Source organism: Salinivibrio sp. PR932 (assembly GCF_001996125.1).
GTDB lineage: Bacteria > Pseudomonadota > Gammaproteobacteria > Enterobacterales > Vibrionaceae > Salinivibrio > Salinivibrio proteolyticus.
This window is the reverse complement of record NZ_MUFM01000006.1, coordinates 36779-55616: the sequence shown is the minus strand read 5'-3', so window position 1 is coordinate 55616 and position 18838 is coordinate 36779. Positions and strand designations below refer to the sequence as shown.

Sequence of the window (18838 nt, the reverse complement as noted above, 5' to 3'; positions counted from 1 at the left end):
TTTCTTATCGTCGACCAAATTTGAATTACTTGGTCACGCGCAGTACAGGTGTTTCACCCACAGTGACGGCACCAGAAAGCTTAGTCAGCTCTTTGATCTCGTCCATGTTAGAGATAACAACCGGGGTTAGCGTTGATTTAGCTTTTTCTTCCAGCATGCCCAAGTCAAACTCGATCACGGTGTCGCCCGCTTTCACTGTTTGGCCTTCTTCTGCAATACGCTTAAAGCCTTCGCCTTTCAGCTCAACGGTATCAATACCGAAGTGCACGAAAAGCTCAACGCCATCTTCAGACTCGATAGAGAAAGCGTGGTTGGTTTCGAAAATCTTACCGATAGTACCGTTTACAGGTGCTACCATTTTGTCGCCTGAAGGCTTGATTGCAATGCCATCACCGACGATTTTCTCAGCAAACACAACATCAGGCACGTCTTCAATGTTGACGATCTCACCCGATAATGGGGCGATAATTTCAATAGCACTTGCGTCGTTGCTGTCTTCTGACACCAACTTCTTCAGTTTGTCGAACAGACCCATAGTGTTGCTCCTAAGCAGTAATTCTTTGCTGATTGTATATTAGCAGACGGTTTTTTCCGCAATAAATTTTTCGACATAGGCTTCGATTTCTGCCGCAGTTGGCAGATTGAGGGCTGTGTCGGCCATCGCTTTCACATCAGCAAAGTTGGCATTACGGATAATCTTCTTGATGCGAGGGATAGAGATGGCACTCATACTGAACTCATCCAGGCCCATACCCATCAATAGTAACGTTGCTTTCTCATCCCCTGCAAGTTCTCCGCACATTCCGGTCCATTTACCTTCGGCATGTGAGGCATCAATCACTTGCTTGATAACCGTCAATACCGCAGGTGACAGTGGATTGTACAGGTGAGAAATCAGTTCGTTGCCACGGTCGACAGCCAGGGTGTACTGGGTCAAATCGTTGGTTCCGATGCTGAAGAAGTCGACTTCTTTAGCAAGGTGATGAGCAATGGCGGCGGCCGCTGGTGTTTCTACCATCACACCGATTTCTAGTGACTCATCAAAGGCGAGGTCTTCTTCACGCAGCTCAGCTTTGTAGGTCTCTAGCGCGGTTTTCAGCTCACGGATTTCTTCAACAGAGATGATCATTGGGAACATCACGCGGACTTTACCGTGTGCAGATGCACGCAAAATAGCACGGAGTTGGTCACGCAGAATTTCACGACGATCCAAGCTGATACGCACTGCACGCCAACCCAAGAATGGGTTCATTTCGTCAGGCAGGTCCATGTATGGCAGGTCTTTATCGCCACCAATGTCCATGGTACGGATGATCACTGGATGACCATCAACCGCCTCAGCGACCGCTTTGTACGCTTGATACTGTTCTTCTTCGGTAGGCAGTGAATCACGGTCCATAAATAGGAACTCGGTGCGGTAAAGACCGACACCTTCACCACCGTTACGGTTGACACCGTCACAGTCTTTGACGGTACCTACGTTACCGCAGACTTCAACTTGATGACCGTCCAGCGTAATGGCAGGCAAATCTTTCAATTTCGCCAGCTCAGCTTTTTCTGCTTGGTACTGATCGCGAATGGCTTTAAATTTCGCCAACTCGCCTTCAGATGGGTTCACAACAATCTTGTTGTTTACGGCATCCAGTACCAGCATGTCGCCATTTTTAATTTTCGCAGTCGCATCGTTAGTACCCACCACGGCTGGAAGCTCAAGCGAGCGTGCCATAATCGAGGTGTGAGACGTACGTCCGCCAATGTCTGTGATAAAGCCCAGCACATAGTTCAGGTCGATTTGCGCCGTTTCAGAAGGCGTTAAATCGTTGGCGACCAAGATCACTTGCTCGTTAATTGCACTGAGAGACACCATGTTGATGCCTAGCGCGTTTTTCACAAAGCGTGAGCCAATGTCACGAATGTCTGCGGCGCGCTCTTTCAGATAATCGTCGTCGAGTGACTCAAGCGTCACCGCTTGTTCTTCAATCACGCTGTAGATGGCGTGGTCGGCGGTTGCTAGGTTTGACTTGATGAAGCTGACAATTTCTTCTTCCAGCTCTTCATCTTCTAGCAGCATGATGTGACCTTCGAAGATGGCTTCTTTCTCTTCGCCGAAGGTTTCCCTTGCTTTGTCTTTGATCGCTTCAAGTTGCGTCTTAGACTTTTCGCGAGCATCCAATACGCGCTGAATTTCTTGATCGACTTGAGACGCGGCAATCTTGTTTTTATTGATTACAACGTCTTCTTCTTGCAGCAGCAGTGCTTTACCGAAAGCAATACCAGGTGATGCCAGGATGCCTGAAATCATAGCTTTACCTTACGTTTACCAAACTTAAAACCGATAGAAAAAGAGCCGGATTACTCCAGCTCGCCCATCAGTTTTACTAGGTGCTCAACAGCTTCTTGTGCTTGCGCACCTTCAGCAGAGATAGTCACCATGGTGCCTTTGGTCAAGCCAAGGGTTTGAAGTTTGAACAGGCTTTTTGCGCTCGCGCTTTTACCGTTAGACTCAACAGTGATGTCAGCATCATAGGCTTTCGCATCTTTTACGAACTGCGCTGCTGGACGAGTGTGTAGGCCGTTTTCTGCAGTAATTTCAACTTGCTTCTTATACATGATTCACCCCGTATCTCTATTTTTTTAAATCTATGTATTAAATCTAAGATTAGCTTAACCGCTGACGGGCATTTTCGCTATCCGTTGGCGTTAACCTAACCAAGAAATTGACCGTATAGCTTAATCCATGTCAATTTCCTGTCATCTTTTTGCCGTTTTTGACCTTCCGCTCATCAGGTGATGTCGCTTTTATTTTGATGCGGAAAATAAAAAGGCAGACGTTTTTTACTAAAGCTTAATATAAAAATCAAACAAAAAAGGCCCGATGTGGGCCTTTTGTCAGGGGGAGGTAAATGTGCTGTGCACACTAACCTGCTGTTACTGTTCGTTTTCTAGCTCGGTAAACATGCCTGCGAACAGCGGTGAGCTGAGATAACGTTCTGCAGCACTTGGCAAAATTGTGACGATCTTCTTGTTTGCAAACTCAGGAAGCTCAGCAATTTTGTTGGCAGCAACCACAGCCGCACCTGATGAAATACCGGCCAAAATGCCTTCTTCTTCCATCAGGCGACGTGCCATTTCGATGGCTTCATCTGAGGTGACAGAAACCACTTTGTCGATCAGGCTGACATCCAAGTTTTTAGGAACAAAGCCCGCGCCAATGCCTTGAATTTTGTGAGGAGCAGGTTGCACATCTTCACCGGCCAAAGTTTGTGCAATCACAGGCGACTCTGCAGGCTCAACGGCGACGGTCGTGATCGCTTTACCTTGGGTGTTTTTGATGTAGCGGCTCACACCGGTCAGTGTCCCGCCGGTACCGACACCTGCAACAAACACGTCAATCTCACCATCTGTGTCGTCCCACAGCTCAGGTCCCGTTGTCTTTTCATGGATTTCAGGGTTAGCGGGGTTATCGAACTGTTGCAGCATTAGGTATTTGCCGGGCTCTGCGGCCATGATTTCTTCTGCTTTTGCAATCGCCCCTTTCATGCCTTTCGGCGCTTCGGTTAGCACCAGCTTCGCGCCCAGCGCTTTAAGCAGTTTACGACGCTCTAAGCTCATCGACTCAGGCATCGTTAAGGTGAGTTTATAACCACGTGCGGCAGCAACATAAGCGAGTGCAATCCCCGTGTTACCACTGGTCGGTTCAATCAGCTCAATACCGGGTTTCAAGGTGCCTTTTTTCTCGGCGTCCCAAATCATGTTGGCGCCGATTCGGCACTTGACGCTGAAGCTTGGGTTACGCGCTTCGATTTTGGCAAGCACGTTTGGCTTAGCTACGCGATTGAGGCGAACCAGCGGGGTATTACCGATAGTTTGTGTGTTGTCTTCGTAAATCTTACCCATTGTATCGTTCCTTCATGACACCGATTAGTTTGGCTATAAGCATATCTCTGATGCCTGTTTTGAAAAGGATCAGTTGGTTATATCTTATTGTGACATCGACCAATAAATGATTGGCAAATAAAAGAAAAGCCCACTGAAATTGTGAGCTTTTCTCTCTGAGCGTAGAGGTTTTTGAGTGAGGTAACAACCAGCTAGTAGCGCCCGAGTCGCGACTTATAAGTGTCGACCCATAATGCGGTGGCGCCGCATACGGCAGCAGGCATGACTAACAGGTTCAGGATTGGCGTCATGGTAAACAGCATCACCACAGCCCCAAAACTGAGCGATGTACCTCTGCATTGTTTCAGGCTGTCGCGCATGGTCGGGAAGGCTACCTTGTGGTTATCAAATGGATAGTCACAGTATTGAATGGCCATCATCCAAGCACTAAATACAAACCACAATACCGGACCAAGTGTTTGGCCTAAGGCGGGGATCCATAATAGCAGCAGCAATCCCAGCGCCTTAGGAATGTAGTACATCAGTTTTTGCCATTCCCGTTTCATTACCCGTGGCAGATCTTTAACCACATCGAGCATGCCATCATTGGGCGAGGGGGCGCCGGTCAGCTTGGCCTCTAAATGCTCCGCCAATAAACCGTTGAATGGAGCTGCAATCCAGTTAGCTAAGGTGCTAAAGAAGTAGGAAAACACCACTAAGATAGCAATCACGACCAGCGGCCAAAGCACAAAGGACAGCCAAGACAGCCATTCTGGGAGGGTCGCAAGCCAAGTATCAATCCAATCGCTAAATTGAGACAATAAATAAGCAAATGCGCCGCCCATCAATAACACATTGACGATAATCGGGATCACTACAAAACGGCGTAATCCCGGCGTCAGCATCAGTGAAAAACCTTGTAACAAATAGCCAGCCCCGCTTCGAGGCTGAGGATGAACACGGTGGGTCATGACATCTCCTTTTTGATTTGGGGTTATACTACTGGCCCAACCGAGGTGCTGACAACGGTCAAATGCGTGGAAACTTTACGCATTTCTGTCGCTGTATTCGTTAAATTGTCTCCAACTTTTGATACAGTTAACTAAGTTGACCGATTACGCATTGCGTTAGTCAATGTGGCCCGCTTATGATCGACAAAGCGTTTGCGTATCTGCGCACGCTATGCCATAAGCTAATCAATACGCTGAACAAACACAGATTTGAGAATCGACGATGCAGGAATTGCGCCTTGTACTGATTGTTTTGGGAGCATTAGCAATTGCAGCTTTGCTGTTGCATGGCCTCTGGACCAATAAGAAAGAAAAGAGCACCAAATTTGGTGAAAAGCCGCTGGGAAAATTGGATGACAGCAAAGACGACCAAGGGTTTGATCAAGACGGGATAGGCGCAGTCCGAGTCGTCAAAAGCGCCTCTGGCGACAATCCGAAACCCAGCCGCAAAGAGCCTGCGGTGAGTTTTGGTGATAAACCCGATGTCGACCCCTTGTTTGCCGACGAATCCGCGAAGACAGACCCCGTCGAGCCTGCTTTTCCATCAATGTCGGCGGCCGATGATGCCCCTGAGCCTGCAGCGGGCGAGCAATCCGCCGCGCCATTTACCGCCCATCAAGCAGAAGACGGTGAGGATACTGCGCCGGTCACTAATGACACTGCGCAACCAGACACTGCCGAGCATGACGCGGAGCAAGGTGAAGCCGCCGAGTCGGAAGATGAAACTGAAGTGCTTGTTTTGCATGTTCATGCCAATAACAATGCCATTTTCAACGGTCTTGAGTTAACCAATAGCCTTGAACAGCATGGCTTGCGCTTTGGTGATATGGGGATTTATCACCGTCATTCCGATCCGTCAGGCACGGGCAAGGTGCTGTTTAGTGTCGCGAACATGGTAAAACCAGGGACCTTTGATATCGGTCATATTGATGGCTTTGAAACGCCTGGAATTAGCTTCTTCATGACCTTGCCTTGTTATGGTGAGCCGGAACAAAACTTCAAACTGATGCTACAAACCGCGCAGCAGATTGCCGATGAGCTCGGCGGGCTGGTGCTTGACGATGCGCGCGCCATGATGACGCCGTCTCGCCTTGACGAGTACCGAGAGCGGGTTAAAGCCTTCTCTGCATAGGTCGAAGTTGGTCGGTGATTGTTCATCGGCCAACCACCTACACGCACACATCTCCATCTTCGCCGTTAATACGTATATACTTGCCTGTCACTCAATCAGTCACAACAGATCAATCATGGCTTACAGCAAAGAACAACTGGATGCGTTGAAGCATCAGCTTAACTACCATGCCTATCGTTACTATGTCGAAGACAGCCCTGAGCTGCCGGACGCGGAGTACGATCGTTTAATGCAAACGTTGCTGGCCATTGAAGCTGAGCACCCTGAATGGGTGACGGCTGATTCGCCGAGTCAGCGTGTGGGTGGCGCACCGCTTAGCGCATTTGAGACAGTGACCCACGAGTTGGCGATGTTATCTTTGGGCAATGCCTTCAGTGATGACGATCTGGCTGACTTTGAACGCCGTGTTAAAGACAGACTCGGTGATGGCGAGTCTGTCACCTATACCTGTGAGCCAAAACTTGATGGCTTAGCGGTTAGCTTGATTTACGAAAATGGTGTCTTGGTCCAAGCTGCGACCCGAGGCGATGGCACCACGGGTGAAAACATCACCCACAATGTGAAAACGATTCGTAACGTCCCGTTGACGTTGCAGGCGGGAGATTGGCCGACGCGTCTTGAGGTGCGCGGTGAAGTCTTTATGCCTAAAGCGGGCTTTGAGGCACTTAATGAAGCTGCCCTCAAGCGAGGGGATAAAACCTTTGCCAACCCGCGCAACGCGGCCGCCGGTAGTCTGCGTCAATTGGACCCTAAAGTTGCAGCCAGCCGTCCGCTTAGTTTTTATGCTTATGCCGTTGGCATTATGTCGACACCATTTGGCGAGGGGCAGTTCCAACGCCTGCAAAAGCTTAAACAGTGGGGTCTAGCGCTTAGCCCTGAAGTCAAACAGGTGACGGATTTAGCTGGTGTCAAACGCTACTACCAAGACATCTTAGCCCGACGTGATGCATTGCCCTATGAAATTGACGGGGTGGTGATAAAAGTCGACAGCATTGAAAGCCAGCAAACCCTAGGGTTTGTTGCGCGCGCTCCCCGTTGGGCAATTGCTTATAAATTCCCGGCTCAAGAAGAAATTACCACCCTCAACGATGTTGAGTTCCAAGTGGGACGAACGGGAGCCATCACACCGGTCGCAAAACTGGCACCTGTTTTTGTCGGGGGCGTGACGGTCAGCAATGCGACCTTACACAATGGCGATGAAATTGAGCGTTTAGGGGTTCATATCGGTGATACCGTGGTGATCCGTCGCGCGGGTGATGTGATCCCACAAGTGGTCGGCGTGGTAGAAAGCCGCCGTCCAGAACATGCGCAGCCGATTGTTTTTCCAACTGCTTGTCCTGTGTGTGATTCTGCGGTCACTCGTGTTGAGGGTGAAGCGGTGGCGCGTTGTACTGGCGGGTTAATTTGCCTTGCGCAACGTAAAGAAGCCATTAAGCATTTCTCCTCGCGTAAGGCGATGGATATTGATGGCCTCGGTGATAAAATCGTCGAGCAGCTGATTGAAAAAGAGCTGATCCATACTCCCGCTGATCTGTTTCGCCTCACGGCGGGCCGCGTCACCGCCTTGGATAGAATGGGGCCAAAATCAGCACAAAATCTGATTGATGCGCTAGAAAAAGCCAAAGCAACCACCTTGCCTCGATTTATTTATGCGTTGGGGATCCGTGAGGTTGGCGAAGCCACGGCACAAAATCTGGCCACACATTTTAAAACCCTCGACGCGCTGCGCGCCGCGGATGAAGAAGCCTTGATTGCGGTCCCAGATGTTGGGACGATTGTGGCGGGCCATATTGTTCGCTTCTTTGCCGAACCTCACAACCAAGATGTGTTGGATGCACTGTTGGAAACTGGGATCCACTGGCCGGAAGTGGCCCAACAAACGGATGCGCAAGCACAGCCTTTGGCGGGAAAAACCATCGTGTTGACTGGTACCTTGTCGCAAATGTCGCGTACGGATGCAAAAGCCGCGCTGCAAGCGTTAGGGGCTAAAGTGACCGGAAGCGTCTCGGCGAAAACAGATATCTTGATTGCCGGTGAAGCCGCTGGCTCGAAACTGACCAAAGCGCAAGATTTAGGTGTGACTGTGTTAGATGAAGACGGCATGCTGGCACTGATCAACCAATAAATACCGCGAGGCTTCGGGGAATCCCGTGGCCTCGATTGTGGAATTTACCTGTACTGGTAAACTAACTCTCACTCATCATTCTCACCACTGGGATAGGGATCCTAATGACTATCAAAACCCGCTTTGCCCCCAGCCCAACCGGCTTTTTGCACGTGGGCGGTGCGCGTACAGCACTCTATTCTTGGCTAGCAGCACGCAGCCAAGGCGGTCAATTTGTATTGCGTATTGAAGATACTGATCTTGAGCGTTCAACCCAAGAGGCCATCGACGCCATCTTAGAAGGGATGGAATGGTTGGGTTTAACGTGGGATGAAGGTCCATATTATCAAACCAAGCGTTTTGACCGATATAACCAGCTTGTTGACCAACTTTTGGCGGAAGACAAAGCCTATAAATGCTATGCCCCGAAAGAGCTGCTCGATGAGATCCGTGAGCAACAAAAAGCAGACGGTCTTAAGCCACGCTACGACGCTGATCATCCAAAAGTGATTGAAGCGAATCAAAACGCTAAGGCGGATGACCCGCATGTGATCCGTTTCCGCAACCCGAAAGAGGGTAAGGTTGTCTTTGACGACAAGATCCGCGGCCGTATTGAAATTGCGAACAGTGAACTGGATGACCTGATTATCCGCCGTACCGACGGCAGCCCAACCTACAACTTCTGTGTGGTTGTGGATGACTGGGATATGGGGATCACCCAAGTTGTGCGTGGTGAAGACCACATCAACAACACCCCACGTCAGATCAATATCTACAAAGCGCTGGGCGCACCGGTCCCTGAGTTTGCGCATTGCTCGATGATCCTTGGTGATGACGGAGCGAAACTGTCTAAGCGCCACGGTGCGGTCAGCGTTATGCAATATCGCGATCAGGGCTTCTTGCCTCATGCGTTGCTGAACTATTTGGTGCGCTTGGGCTGGTCACATGGTGACCAAGAAATTTTCTCGCTCGATGAGATGATTGAACTGTTTAGCCTTGAGGCGATCAGCAAGTCAGCCTCAGCGTTTAACACTGAAAAGCTGCTGTGGTTGAACAACCACTACATTAAGCACGCTGACCCGCAAGAGGTCGCGCAGCATCTGCAGTGGCACCTCGATCAAGCTGGCATCGACATTAGCCAAGGCCCGGCCATCACCGACGTGATCCAGCTGGTCGGCGAGCGTTGTCATACCTTGGTAGAACTGGCGGAACAAAGCCGTTACTTCTATCAAGACTTTGATGAGATCGACCCAGCGGCGGCGAAAAAGCACCTGCGTCCGGTGGCACTAGAGCCATTACAAGTGGCGAAAGGCAAAATTGAAGCGCTGCAAGACTGGAGCGTGGAAGCCTTAAAAGCAGTAATCGCCGATACCTGTGCCGATTTGGATGTGGGCATGGGCAAAGTGGGCATGCCATTACGCGTTGCGGTTACCGGTGGCGGTCAATCGCCTTCTGTGGATGCGGTCATGCACCTGATTGGTAAAGACCGTGTGGTCGCGCGTATTGAGCAAGCGATTAAGCTTGTTGAAGCGCGTGCGGCGCAAGGTTAATCAACTCAACCACCTTAGGTGGGAAAATCCAAAAGGGCGCTTCGGCGCCCTTTTTCGATCGGGGTTAGTGCGAGCCTTCTTCCATCTGCGCACTGTCAACAATATGGTTTTCGCCCATTTTACGTGGCAACACAAGGTTGAGCACAATCGCGACCAGACCACACAGGCTAATGCCTTGTAAGCTAAAATCGCCAATGCCGAATGCCATGCCGCCAATACCAAAGACCAAGGTTACGCCGACAATCGCGAGGTTGCGAGAGTCATGCAGATCGACTTGATTGCGGATCAGGGTATTTAATCCCACCGTCGCGATAGAGCCGAATAATAAGATCATGATCCCGCCCATCACAGGCAAAGGAATGGTCAGTAACACTGCGCCCAGCTTTCCGACAAAGGCCAACACAATTGCCGTTAATGCTGCATAGGTCATAATCACTGGGTTAAATGCTTTGGTGAGCATCACGGCTCCGGTGACTTCGCTGTAAGTGGTATTGGGTGGCGCACCGAATAAAGATGCGGCAATGGTAGCGGCACCGTCACCTGCCATGGTGCGGTGAAGACCGGGTTTTTTCAGGTAGTCTTTGCGGGTGACATTTGAGATAGCCAACATATCGCCCACATGCTCAACAGCGGGAGCGATCGCCACGGGGATCATGAATAAGATAGCGTTGATATTAAATTCAGGCAGCGTAAAGGCGGGCATGGCGAGCCAGCTTGCTTGAGTCACAGCGGTGAAATCGACTACGCCCATGATAAGGCTGGCGATATATCCCACCACGATACCCGCCAAGATTGGCACCAACTTAAAGAAGCCTTTAGCAAACACACTGATCAGTATGGTGGTCAGCAGCGATAGCAACGAAATCCAAATTGCAACATCACCGGCGATAATTTGCGTGCCGCCATCGCCACTTTTCCCCAACGCCATATTGACCGCAGTTGGCGCAAGCCCCAGACCAATCACCATAATGACAGGACCCACCACCACAGGTGGCAACAACTTGTGAATGATGTCGACGCCTTTGACGCGGATAATACCGCCCATAATCAGGTAAACCATCCCAGCCGCCATTAGGCCGCCCATGGTGGCGGGAATACCAAAGTTGTTAACACCGTAAAGAATGGGAGCGATAAAGGCGAAAGAAGAGGCGAGGAAAATGGGGACGGAGCGACGGGTGATAAGTTGAAAAATCAGGGTTCCAATACCGGCACCAAAGAGGGCGACATTGGGGTCAAGCCCAGTTAATAATGGCACCAATACCAATGCGCCAAATGCAACAAATAGCATCTGTGCGCCTTGTAAAACTTGCATCATAGTCTCACCTCCAAAAAAAATCGCGAGATGTTAGCACAAAGCCAAGATGTGATGCTTGTCATATTTATCAATGTGAGATCGGTAGCAAATAATCGATGTAACGGATTTCATTCTAGTGGCGAGAGGCAGCGTGGTGAGAGGGCTATGTGAACCAACGGTCAGGAATCAGGTCTTTTTTAGGTAAGAGCATTGCTGAGAGAGGACAAGAGCGCTTATGATCCCAACATCCCATCAATCAATGTGGAAAAACTATGATCCGATTTGTAATGGCCGTGATGGCTATGCTGTGGCTACCCAGCGTCTTTGCCAATAATTTGTACCATGCAAGCGTACCATTAGATAACGGCGCTCAAACGTCGCAACAAGCGGCTAAGCAACAAGGCTTGCTGGACGTGTTGGTCAAAGTCTCGGGACAACGTGACATTGCCGATAACCCCAGTGTGCAGAATCGTCTTAATGATGTGGATGGTTTGATCACCCAGGTAGGATATGGTGAAACGGCGCGTACGGAGAGCAGCGAATCGGTACGGACCCTTGAAGTGGGCTTTGATAGCCAGCAAGTGCAAGCGCTGCTGCGTGATGCGGGATTGCCTTTATGGGGTACGCCGCGTCCGTCCGTCTTAGTATGGCTGGTGGACGATCGTGGTACTGAACGCGAAATTGTGTGGGAACAAAGCGATGTGGCTTTGGTTGACGCCTTGCGAGACAGTGCTGCCAAGCGGGGTCTGCCCGTATTGGTGCCGGTAGGCGATTTTGATGATCTGATGGCAATTTCTGCCAGTGATCTTTGGGGAGGCTTTATCGGCCCGGTTAGCGACGCGAGTCAGCGCTATCAAGCGGACGGTATTGTGATTGCCAAACTGATCCCGCAGGGCATACGTTGGCAATTCTTCCCCGATGCGAGCGACTTGCAAGCCGATCAACAGCGCGGGCAAGGCGACAGTGCGGCTATGATCAATGCGGTTGCCGATTATTATGCGACCCGTACTGCCGTGGTGTTTGATCAAAATGATGACAGTCAAGCGGTGACGTTGGCGATTGCAGGCGTACAAGGTGGTGATGATTATGTCCAGCTAGAGCGCACGCTAGCTGGATTAAATGCGCTACAAAGCGCACACCTAGCGGAGCTCGAAGGAGATGCGTTGCGATTTACGGTACGTTTAGCTGCCTCACAACAAGCATTGATTAACGAGCTGACCGCGAATCGCGAAATCCGTCTTATGACCCCGCAAGAGCGTCTCGATTATGCGGGTAGTGAGAAAGTGGCAACGTCACCCCAGCAGCCAGCTGGCTCAGCATTAGATAGCAGGAATGAGGACGTTCGACTCAACAGTGAGCCGACACTCGAAGGAGATGTCCTAGCTGAGGATGACACGACGCTGTGGTTTGTTTGGCAGTCCTCGTAACCGCATGCCGACGACACACAAATAGAAAGGCCAGCGCATGATGCTGGCCTTTTTTCGCTTGGTTGTCCTGTCTTAAGATAGGCGGTTAATCGTTGCGACTACCAGCTAGCCGGACTAAATTGCTGACCTGCAAGTGCCGCTTCGACCATCAGGCCACCCTTAGCATGGGTAAAGACAGTCAGACCATTAACATAATAGGCTTTTGACTGACGGTTACTGGCTGACGCCGAGGTGCCTGCGGTGCCGGCTTGCGCAGAGGCGCCTTCGGTTAAGGCAGTCGCGGAGGCTTGTGCGCCCAGCTCTACTTGTCCTTTCATAAAGCGGTCATACGCGGCTTGATCTTCAAAAAAGACGATTTCGCTGAAGGCTTGTCCGCCAAAAGTAAGACCGACCGACACTTGCTTTAACTCGGCTGCGCTGACCGGTTGACCTTGGCGGTAGACCACGCCTTTACCGTATGCGCCGCCCACCCAAAAACCGCCTTTACCGACCGAAGGAAACACGGCATAGCCATAGGCGTTATCAAAAAACGGTTGGGTTTGCGGATATTGATAAAACTGATCGCGTGCCAGGTTTGCTTGGCTAATTTGATCCTGCTGAGAATGGGTGGCACAGCCTACTAGGGCGGTCAGTGCCACTAACGCCATGCTCAACCATACATACGAACGACGTAACATGTTTTTATCCCTCTTCGTCATCAAAGTGAGTCTTTCACCTCACACGTTACGTCAGTTCAGGCGGACAAATGTCAGGCGCGTGTGGAAATTTTCCGTGGAGTGCGATGATAAGGCTGGCCGCGATATCGCCAGCCAATAAGCCCACTTATCACCACCCAAATCCAAAGCGGGGTATTACCCCATTGGCGATAGGGGGTGAGACCCACAGTGCTGGTGACTGTGGTGGTAAGCACACCGGTTTCAAATTGCGGGAGGGATTGCTGAATATTGCCGCGTGCATCCATAATCGCAGTCACACCATTATTGGTGGCACGAATGACCGGCAAGCCAAACTCACGCGCGCGCATCCGCGCAATCTCTAAATGCTGCAATGGGCCAATTGAGCGGCCAAACCACGCATCATTCGATAAAGTGATAATCGCGTTACTGTCCGGCGTCAAGTTGGCGCGAATTTGCGCTGGAAACGCAATTTCGTAGCAAAGCGCCGTGATGTAGGCCAAGCCATTGGCCGGTAATGCCGGTTGTATGGCCTCGCCCGGTGAGAACGAAGACATGGGCAAATTAAATAAAGGCGCAAGCGGACGCAGTAACGATTCAAAGGGAACGAATTCACCAAACGGGAGCAAATGATGCTTGCTGTATTGCTTCGGCGCAGGATACTGATAGCTAGGCGTATCAGCGCCAACCGCAATCACATTATTAAAATATTGCCCTGCCGCATTTTGGTCTAACACGCCGGTAATGACCGTGGTGTGGTTATTTTTCGCGGCGGTATCTAATTGCTCAAAAAAGCGAGGTAAGTCACGCTCCAATGCCGGAATAGCCGCTTCTGGCCAGATCACCACATCGCTATCCCAATGTTGGCGGGTGAGATCTAGGTACTTCATTAAGGTTGGCCAGCGTTGATCGATACGCCACTTTAACGCTTGGGGAATATTGCCTTGGATCAGTGAAACCGTTTGTTGTTTCTCTGGATTCGCTTCAACCCACTGGATGGTGTTAAGCCCGTAGGCACACGCGGATATCCCTGCGATCGCCACAAGGCCAGCTAACTGCTTGCGTCCTTGCCACGCGCCCCATTTGGGCGTGATTAAGGTCGCCAATCCTGCCATTAGCACCAGCACCCAAGTGATGCCTTGCACACCGAGCACAGGCGCTACGCCAGCTAAAGGACTATCAATTTGGCTGTAGCCGGGCCACAGCCACGGGAAACCGGTAAAGACCCAGCCTCGTAACCCATCGGCCACCAGCCATAGACTAGGCGCGAGAAATAGCCACTTAATCGCGGCATGGCGCACCGAGCAGCGCGCTAACACTCCGGCGAATAACGCAGGATACAATGCAAGGTATATGACCAGCAGCGCCATTAAGGACAAGCCTGCTATGGCGGGCATGCCTCCAAAATGATCGATACTGACATACACCCAGCTGACGCCGGTAGCAAATTGACCCAGACCCCAGAAAAAGCCGAGCAAACTGGCCCTTTTGGGGGAGGTGGATTGGAGCAACAGGAATAGACCCCAAAGCGATACTGGCATTAGCAGCCAGTAAGAGAAGGGGGCAAAGGCAAGGGTGGCACTGGCACCAAGCAGGGCAGCCGCGAGAGGCTGCCCAATTTGACGCACAATGTGATTAATCGCTTTCACTTTGAGGTTCGCTACTGTCAGGAATGGTGACTTGTAGCTGAATGATACGACGGCTGTCTGCCGAGGTCACCTTAAAGTGGAAATGTTCGATATCCACTTCCTCGCCGCGATCGGGCAGATGGCCAAAGCTGGTCATGACCAAGCCGCCGATGGTGTCTACCACATCGTCTTGGAACTGACTGCCGAAATGTGTATTAAAGTCTTCTAACGTGGTCAGTGCTTTTACCGCAAAAGTATGGCGGCTTAGCTGACGGATTTCTTGTTCGTCGTCCTCGTCGTACTCATCTTCGATTTCGCCAACGATTTCTTCCAAGATATCTTCAATGGTGACCACGCCCGATACACCGCCAAATTCATCGATCACGATCGCCATGTGGTAGCGTTCTTCTTGGAACTCTTTGAGTAAGCGGTCAACGCGTTTACTCTCAGGCACCACCACGGCAGGGCGTAACACCTTCTCGATATCGAAGTTTTCGGCATCTGGGCGCAAGTAGCGCAGCAGATCTTTCGCAAGTAAGATGCCTTCAACATGGTCTTTGTCATCGCTGATCACAGGATAACGCGAGTGTTGGGCATCAATGATGATATTAATGATCGCTTCCAAAGACTGCGATCGTTCAACGGTTACCATCTGCGAGCGGGGGATCATGATATCTCGAACACGCATGTCGGAGATTTGCATGACACCTTCCAGCATGTCTCTTGTGTCATGGTCGATCAGGGCGTTTTGCTCTGAATCGCGGAACACATCCACCAGTTCCTGTCTGTCTTTAGGATCAGCTTGGAAAAACTGTCCTAGCCGCTCGAAGAAGGTCTTCCTACTCGGACCGTCTGCGTTTTGCGAATTATCGTCGTTCATTCAAATTCATTCAGTTAGTTAACGCTCAATGAAGTCGTTCGCATAGGGATCAGGCACCCCCATGGTAGCTAAAATGTCACGCTCTAAGGCTTCCATTTGCTCGGCTTCATCATCCTCAATATGGTCGTAACCGAGCAGGTGTAAGCTGCCATGCACGACCATGTGTGCCCAGTGATCCATCAATTGCTTGCCTTGTTGTTCAGCTTCACGCTCAACCACTTGGCGGCAAATGATCAGATCGCCGAGCAAATCAATGTCGATACCGGGAGGGGCATCGAACGGAAACGATAACACATTTGTGGGTTTATCTTTGCCACGATAATCGCGATTCAAGCTCTGGCTCTCACCTTCGTCAACCAGACGAATCGTGACTTCCGCTTGTTCACGCGCGTTGCGCACGGCGTGTTCAAACCAAGCTTGGAGCTGATCATCACTGGGCAACCCGTCAGTATTATCACACGCCAGCTGAACATCCACGTAATAACTCATGATTGTTCCTGCGATTGGCTGTGTTCTGTGTGCATTTGTGCTTCGCGTGCCTCACGACGACGCGCTTCGGCTTCTTTGCGTGCGCGCGCATCTTCCGCTTCCCATTTATCATAGGCTTGAACAATACGCGTCACCACAGGGTGGCGAACCACGTCGTCAGCTTGAAAGAAGTGGAAGCTGATTTCTTTGACATCAGAGAGCACTTCAATGGCATGGCGTAAGCCCGATTTCGCGTTGCGTGGCAAATCCACTTGTGTCACGTCACCGGTGATCACAGCACGCGAATTAAAGCCAATCCGAGTCAGGAACATCTTCATTTGTTCCACCGTCGTGTTTTGGCTTTCATCGAGAATAATAAAAGCGTCATTGAGGGTACGGCCACGCATATAGGCCAGCGGCGCGACTTCAATCACGTTACGGTCAATCAGCTTTTCAACGCGCTCAAAGCCAAGCATTTCAAACAAGGCATCGTACAAAGGGCGCAGATAAGGATCGACTTTTTGGCTGAGATCGCCGGGCAAAAAGCCCAGTTTTTCACCGGCCTCTACCGCAGGACGTGTCAGCAAAATACGGCGAATTTCTTGGCGCTCAAGTGCATCAACCGCCGCTGCGACCGCCAAGTAGGTTTTACCGGTTCCCGCCGGACCAATACCAAAGGTAATGTCATGGCTAACCATGTTAGCAATATATTGCGCTTGGTTTGGCGTACGCGGTTTGATCACCCCTTTTTTGGTTTTGATATTAATCTCTTTACCGTATGGGATGCTTGATTCGGTGGTTTGCTCGAGTACGCCCGATTCTTTGATTGCCAAGTGAATGGCTTCCGGCTCAATGTCTGGGTAGCTGCCACGCACTGGGGCAGTATCAACATACAAATGCTTGAGAATATCTACCGCGGCATTCGCGGTATGTGGCTTGCCAACAATCGAAAACGCATTGTGTCTGTGATTAATTTCCACACCTAAGCGGCGTTCTAATTGTTTGATATTGTCGTCAAACGGGCCACAAAGATTGGCAAGTCGGGTGTTATCGGCTGGCTCTAAAGTAAGATCAAGAGTGATAATTTTAGACAAGGTTATCCTCGCTTTAGGCGCCGGCTTCCCGGCGCCCTTGAATCGATGAACTCCTTAAGGAGTATATACACCAACGCCAAGCTCGTTTTCATTACGTGTTTTCGCCATGATTTCGGTTGGCGAGACGGCGACACGCAGGTCCATATCTTTTTCAGTACGAACCAGCTCACCGCGGAGCGAGTTTGGCATCACTTCAGTAATTTTGACGTCAACAAATTGGCCAATCAAATCGACAGAGCCTTCAAAGTTAACGACACGGTTGTTTTCGGTACGGCCGCGTAGCTCCATCAGATTCTTACGAGATGGGCCTTCAACCAGAATACGTTGCTCCGTGTTGAGCATCAGTCGTGAGTAACGCATCGCTTGGCTGTTAATTTGTTGCTGCAGGCGGTACAGACGTTCTTTTTTCACTTGCTCTGGGGTGTCGTCAGGCATATCGGCGGCTGGCGTACCAGGGCGTGGTGAATACACAAAACTAAAGCTCATATCGAAGTCGATATCCGTGATCAGCTTCATGGTCGCTTCAAAGTCTTGGTCCGTTTCACCCGGGAAGCCGACGATAAAGTCAGAGCTGATGGTAATATCAGGGCGCGCTTGACGCAGCTTACGAATTTTTGACTTATACTCGATAGCGGTGTGCGGACGCTTCATCATAGTCAGAATTCGGTCTGAACCACTTTGCACTGGCAAGTGGAGGAAGCTCACCACTTCTGGCGTATCACGATACACCTCGATGATATCGTCAGTAAACTCAACCGGATGGCTGGTGGTGTAGCGAATACGGTCAATGCCATCAATCGCAGCCACATAACGCAGCAGCTCGGCAAAGGTACAAATCTCACCGTCGTGCATTTCACCACGATAGGCGTTTACGTTTTGCCCCAGCAGGTTCACTTCACGGACGCCTTGCTCGGCCAGTTGGGCAATCTCAAACAGGACATCGTCGAGCGGACGGCTCACTTCTTCACCGCGCGTATAAGGCACCACGCAGAAGGTACAGTACTTGGAGCAGCCTTCCATAATCGAAACGAAAGCGGTCGGTCCTTCTGCACGCGGCTCGGGAAGACGATCGAATTTCTCTATTTCCGGGAAGGTAATGTCCATCACGGGCGCATGATCTGAGCGTGATTGTTTGATCATCTCAGGAAGGCGGTGCAGCGTTTGCGGGCCAAAAATTACATCCACATAAGGTGCGCGCTCACGGATGTGGTCGCCTTCTTGTGTTGCTACACAGCCACCAACCCCGATCACCAAATCTGGATTCTTGTCTTTCAGTGTTTTCCAACGCCCGAGTTGGTGGAAAACCTTCTCTTGCGCTTTTTCACGGATAGAGCAGGTGTTTAGGAGGAGAACATCTGCTTCTTCTGGTTGCTCGGTCAGCTCGTAACCACCGGAAGCATTGAGCAGATCTGCCATTTTGGATGAGTCATACTCATTCATTTGGCAACCCCAGGTTTTAATCAGCAGTTTCTTAGCCATGTAACTTTACGCTCGTTTTTAATCTTATGGTCGACATTACCCCTCAAGCTGTGTGGTTTTTAACCAGTCAATCAGCTTGGCAAGCCGCGTATTGTACTGCTTTCCAATAACGCTGACCAGATCACAGGGCCGATGAAATGATCCTCAGAACCTTCAATCTTGGTAAGGCATTGACAAAGGACACAACCTGACTCGCATTTATGGTGGTTACTGCCAAGAACA

The 18838-nt window shown here is 50.5% G+C and carries 16 protein-coding genes; 4 read left to right on the top strand and 12 right to left on the bottom strand.

What is annotated here, in order from left to right; translation table 11 throughout:
• Positions 1–25 precede the first annotated feature (25 nt).
• From crr to cysZ, 5 genes are all read right to left on the bottom strand, one after another.
• Positions 26–535, bottom strand: coding sequence for a PTS glucose transporter subunit IIA (gene crr / locus BZG84_RS04395; RefSeq protein WP_069587401.1), 510 nt, complete (start codon positions 533–535; stop codon positions 26–28).
• A gap of 39 nt (positions 536–574) precedes the next feature.
• Entirely contained in the window at positions 575–2302 is a 1728-nt protein-coding gene (gene ptsI, locus BZG84_RS04390; RefSeq protein ID WP_077480215.1) for a phosphoenolpyruvate-protein phosphotransferase PtsI, read from the bottom strand.
• A gap of 50 nt (positions 2303–2352) precedes the next feature.
• Positions 2353–2610, bottom strand: a complete 258-nt coding sequence (locus tag BZG84_RS04385; protein WP_077480214.1) for an HPr family phosphocarrier protein — start codon at positions 2608–2610, stop codon at positions 2353–2355.
• A 318-nt stretch (positions 2611–2928) separates the two neighbouring features.
• Positions 2929–3897 carry a cysteine synthase A gene (cysK, locus tag BZG84_RS04380; protein ID WP_069587398.1) on the bottom strand — a complete coding sequence of 323 codons (969 nt, stop codon included), beginning with the start codon at positions 3895–3897 and terminating at the stop codon, positions 2929–2931.
• 191 nt (positions 3898–4088) lie between these two features.
• Complete coding sequence (cysZ, locus tag BZG84_RS04375; protein ID WP_077480213.1) at positions 4089–4847, bottom strand: sulfate transporter CysZ; 759 nt, start codon at positions 4845–4847, stop codon at positions 4089–4091.
• Between the two features lie 262 nt (positions 4848–5109).
• Here cysZ and zipA point away from each other — a divergent pair, with 262 nt between their 5' ends.
• The 3 genes from zipA (at position 5110) to gltX (ending at position 9672) form a co-directional block, all read left to right on the top strand.
• The gene (gene zipA, locus BZG84_RS04370) at positions 5110–6018 is read left to right on the top strand and encodes a cell division protein ZipA (protein ID WP_077677999.1); all 909 of its coding nucleotides are present in this window, start codon (positions 5110–5112) and stop codon (positions 6016–6018) included.
• 115 nt (positions 6019–6133) lie between these two features.
• On the top strand, positions 6134–8143 hold the full coding sequence (gene ligA / locus BZG84_RS04365) for an NAD-dependent DNA ligase LigA (protein WP_077480211.1): 2010 nt from the start codon (positions 6134–6136) through the stop codon (positions 8141–8143).
• A gap of 104 nt (positions 8144–8247) precedes the next feature.
• Entirely contained in the window at positions 8248–9672 is a 1425-nt protein-coding gene (gene gltX, locus BZG84_RS04360; RefSeq protein WP_077661837.1) for a glutamate--tRNA ligase, read from the top strand.
• Between the two features lie 64 nt (positions 9673–9736).
• Here gltX and BZG84_RS04355 read toward each other — a convergent pair whose 3' ends face one another.
• The gene (locus BZG84_RS04355) at positions 9737–10987 is read right to left on the bottom strand and encodes a uracil-xanthine permease family protein (protein WP_077480209.1); all 1251 of its coding nucleotides are present in this window, start codon (positions 10985–10987) and stop codon (positions 9737–9739) included.
• A gap of 251 nt (positions 10988–11238) precedes the next feature.
• On the opposite strand from BZG84_RS04355, the gene BZG84_RS04350 reads away from it, so the two are divergent.
• On the top strand, positions 11239–12393 hold the full coding sequence (locus BZG84_RS04350; protein ID WP_077480208.1) for a DUF2066 domain-containing protein: 1155 nt from the start codon (positions 11239–11241) through the stop codon (positions 12391–12393).
• Positions 12394–12491: 98 nt separating this feature from the next.
• Here the strand turns inward: BZG84_RS04350 and BZG84_RS04345 are convergent, their stop codons facing one another.
• From BZG84_RS04345 to miaB, 6 genes are all read right to left on the bottom strand, one after another.
• Positions 12492–13070, bottom strand: a complete 579-nt coding sequence (locus BZG84_RS04345; RefSeq protein ID WP_077455604.1) for a lipid-binding SYLF domain-containing protein — start codon at positions 13068–13070, stop codon at positions 12492–12494.
• A 71-nt stretch (positions 13071–13141) separates the two neighbouring features.
• On the bottom strand, positions 13142–14707 hold the full coding sequence (lnt, locus tag BZG84_RS04340; RefSeq protein WP_077481759.1) for an apolipoprotein N-acyltransferase: 1566 nt from the start codon (positions 14705–14707) through the stop codon (positions 13142–13144).
• On the bottom strand, positions 14703–15575 hold the full coding sequence (gene corC / locus BZG84_RS04335; protein ID WP_069587389.1) for a CNNM family magnesium/cobalt transport protein CorC: 873 nt from the start codon (positions 15573–15575) through the stop codon (positions 14703–14705). The genes lnt and corC overlap by 5 nt, the downstream gene beginning before the upstream one ends.
• Before the next feature lie 18 nt (positions 15576–15593).
• A complete protein-coding gene (gene ybeY, locus BZG84_RS04330) occupies positions 15594–16064 on the bottom strand; it encodes an rRNA maturation RNase YbeY (RefSeq protein ID WP_077481753.1) in 471 nt (156 codons plus the stop codon).
• Positions 16061–17137 carry a PhoH family protein gene (locus tag BZG84_RS04325; protein ID WP_077481755.1) on the bottom strand — a complete coding sequence of 359 codons (1077 nt, stop codon included), beginning with the start codon at positions 17135–17137 and terminating at the stop codon, positions 16061–16063. The genes ybeY and BZG84_RS04325 overlap by 4 nt, the downstream gene beginning before the upstream one ends.
• 54 nt (positions 17138–17191) lie before the next feature.
• The gene (miaB, locus tag BZG84_RS04320) at positions 17192–18616 is read right to left on the bottom strand and encodes a tRNA (N6-isopentenyl adenosine(37)-C2)-methylthiotransferase MiaB (RefSeq protein ID WP_069587386.1); all 1425 of its coding nucleotides are present in this window, start codon (positions 18614–18616) and stop codon (positions 17192–17194) included.
• Positions 18617–18838 lie beyond the last annotated feature (222 nt).

Bases quoted from the DNA above. Each gene is read 5' to 3' on its own strand.
- ybeY (WP_077481753.1), bottom strand. From the start codon at position 16,064: ATGAGTTATTACGTGGATGTTCAGCTGGCGTGTGATAATACTGACGGG.
- corC (WP_069587389.1), bottom strand. From the start codon at position 15,575: ATGAACGACGATAATTCGCAAAACGCAGACGGTCCGAGTAGGAAGACC.
- miaB (WP_069587386.1), bottom strand. From the start codon at position 18,616: ATGGCTAAGAAACTGCTGATTAAAACCTGGGGTTGCCAAATGAATGAG.
- crr (WP_069587401.1), bottom strand. From the start codon at position 535: ATGGGTCTGTTCGACAAACTGAAGAAGTTGGTGTCAGAAGACAGCAAC.
- ptsI (WP_077480215.1), bottom strand. From the start codon at position 2,302: ATGATTTCAGGCATCCTGGCATCACCTGGTATTGCTTTCGGTAAAGCA.
- cysK (WP_069587398.1), bottom strand. From the start codon at position 3,897: ATGGGTAAGATTTACGAAGACAACACACAAACTATCGGTAATACCCCG.
- ligA (WP_077480211.1), top strand. From the start codon at position 6,134: ATGGCTTACAGCAAAGAACAACTGGATGCGTTGAAGCATCAGCTTAAC.
- cysZ (WP_077480213.1), bottom strand. From the start codon at position 4,847: ATGACCCACCGTGTTCATCCTCAGCCTCGAAGCGGGGCTGGCTATTTG.
- BZG84_RS04350 (WP_077480208.1), top strand. From the start codon at position 11,239: ATGATCCGATTTGTAATGGCCGTGATGGCTATGCTGTGGCTACCCAGC.
- BZG84_RS04355 (WP_077480209.1), bottom strand. From the start codon at position 10,987: ATGATGCAAGTTTTACAAGGCGCACAGATGCTATTTGTTGCATTTGGC.
- BZG84_RS04345 (WP_077455604.1), bottom strand. From the start codon at position 13,070: ATGTTACGTCGTTCGTATGTATGGTTGAGCATGGCGTTAGTGGCACTG.
- gltX (WP_077661837.1), top strand. From the start codon at position 8,248: ATGACTATCAAAACCCGCTTTGCCCCCAGCCCAACCGGCTTTTTGCAC.
- zipA (WP_077677999.1), top strand. From the start codon at position 5,110: ATGCAGGAATTGCGCCTTGTACTGATTGTTTTGGGAGCATTAGCAATT.
- BZG84_RS04385 (WP_077480214.1), bottom strand. From the start codon at position 2,610: ATGTATAAGAAGCAAGTTGAAATTACTGCAGAAAACGGCCTACACACT.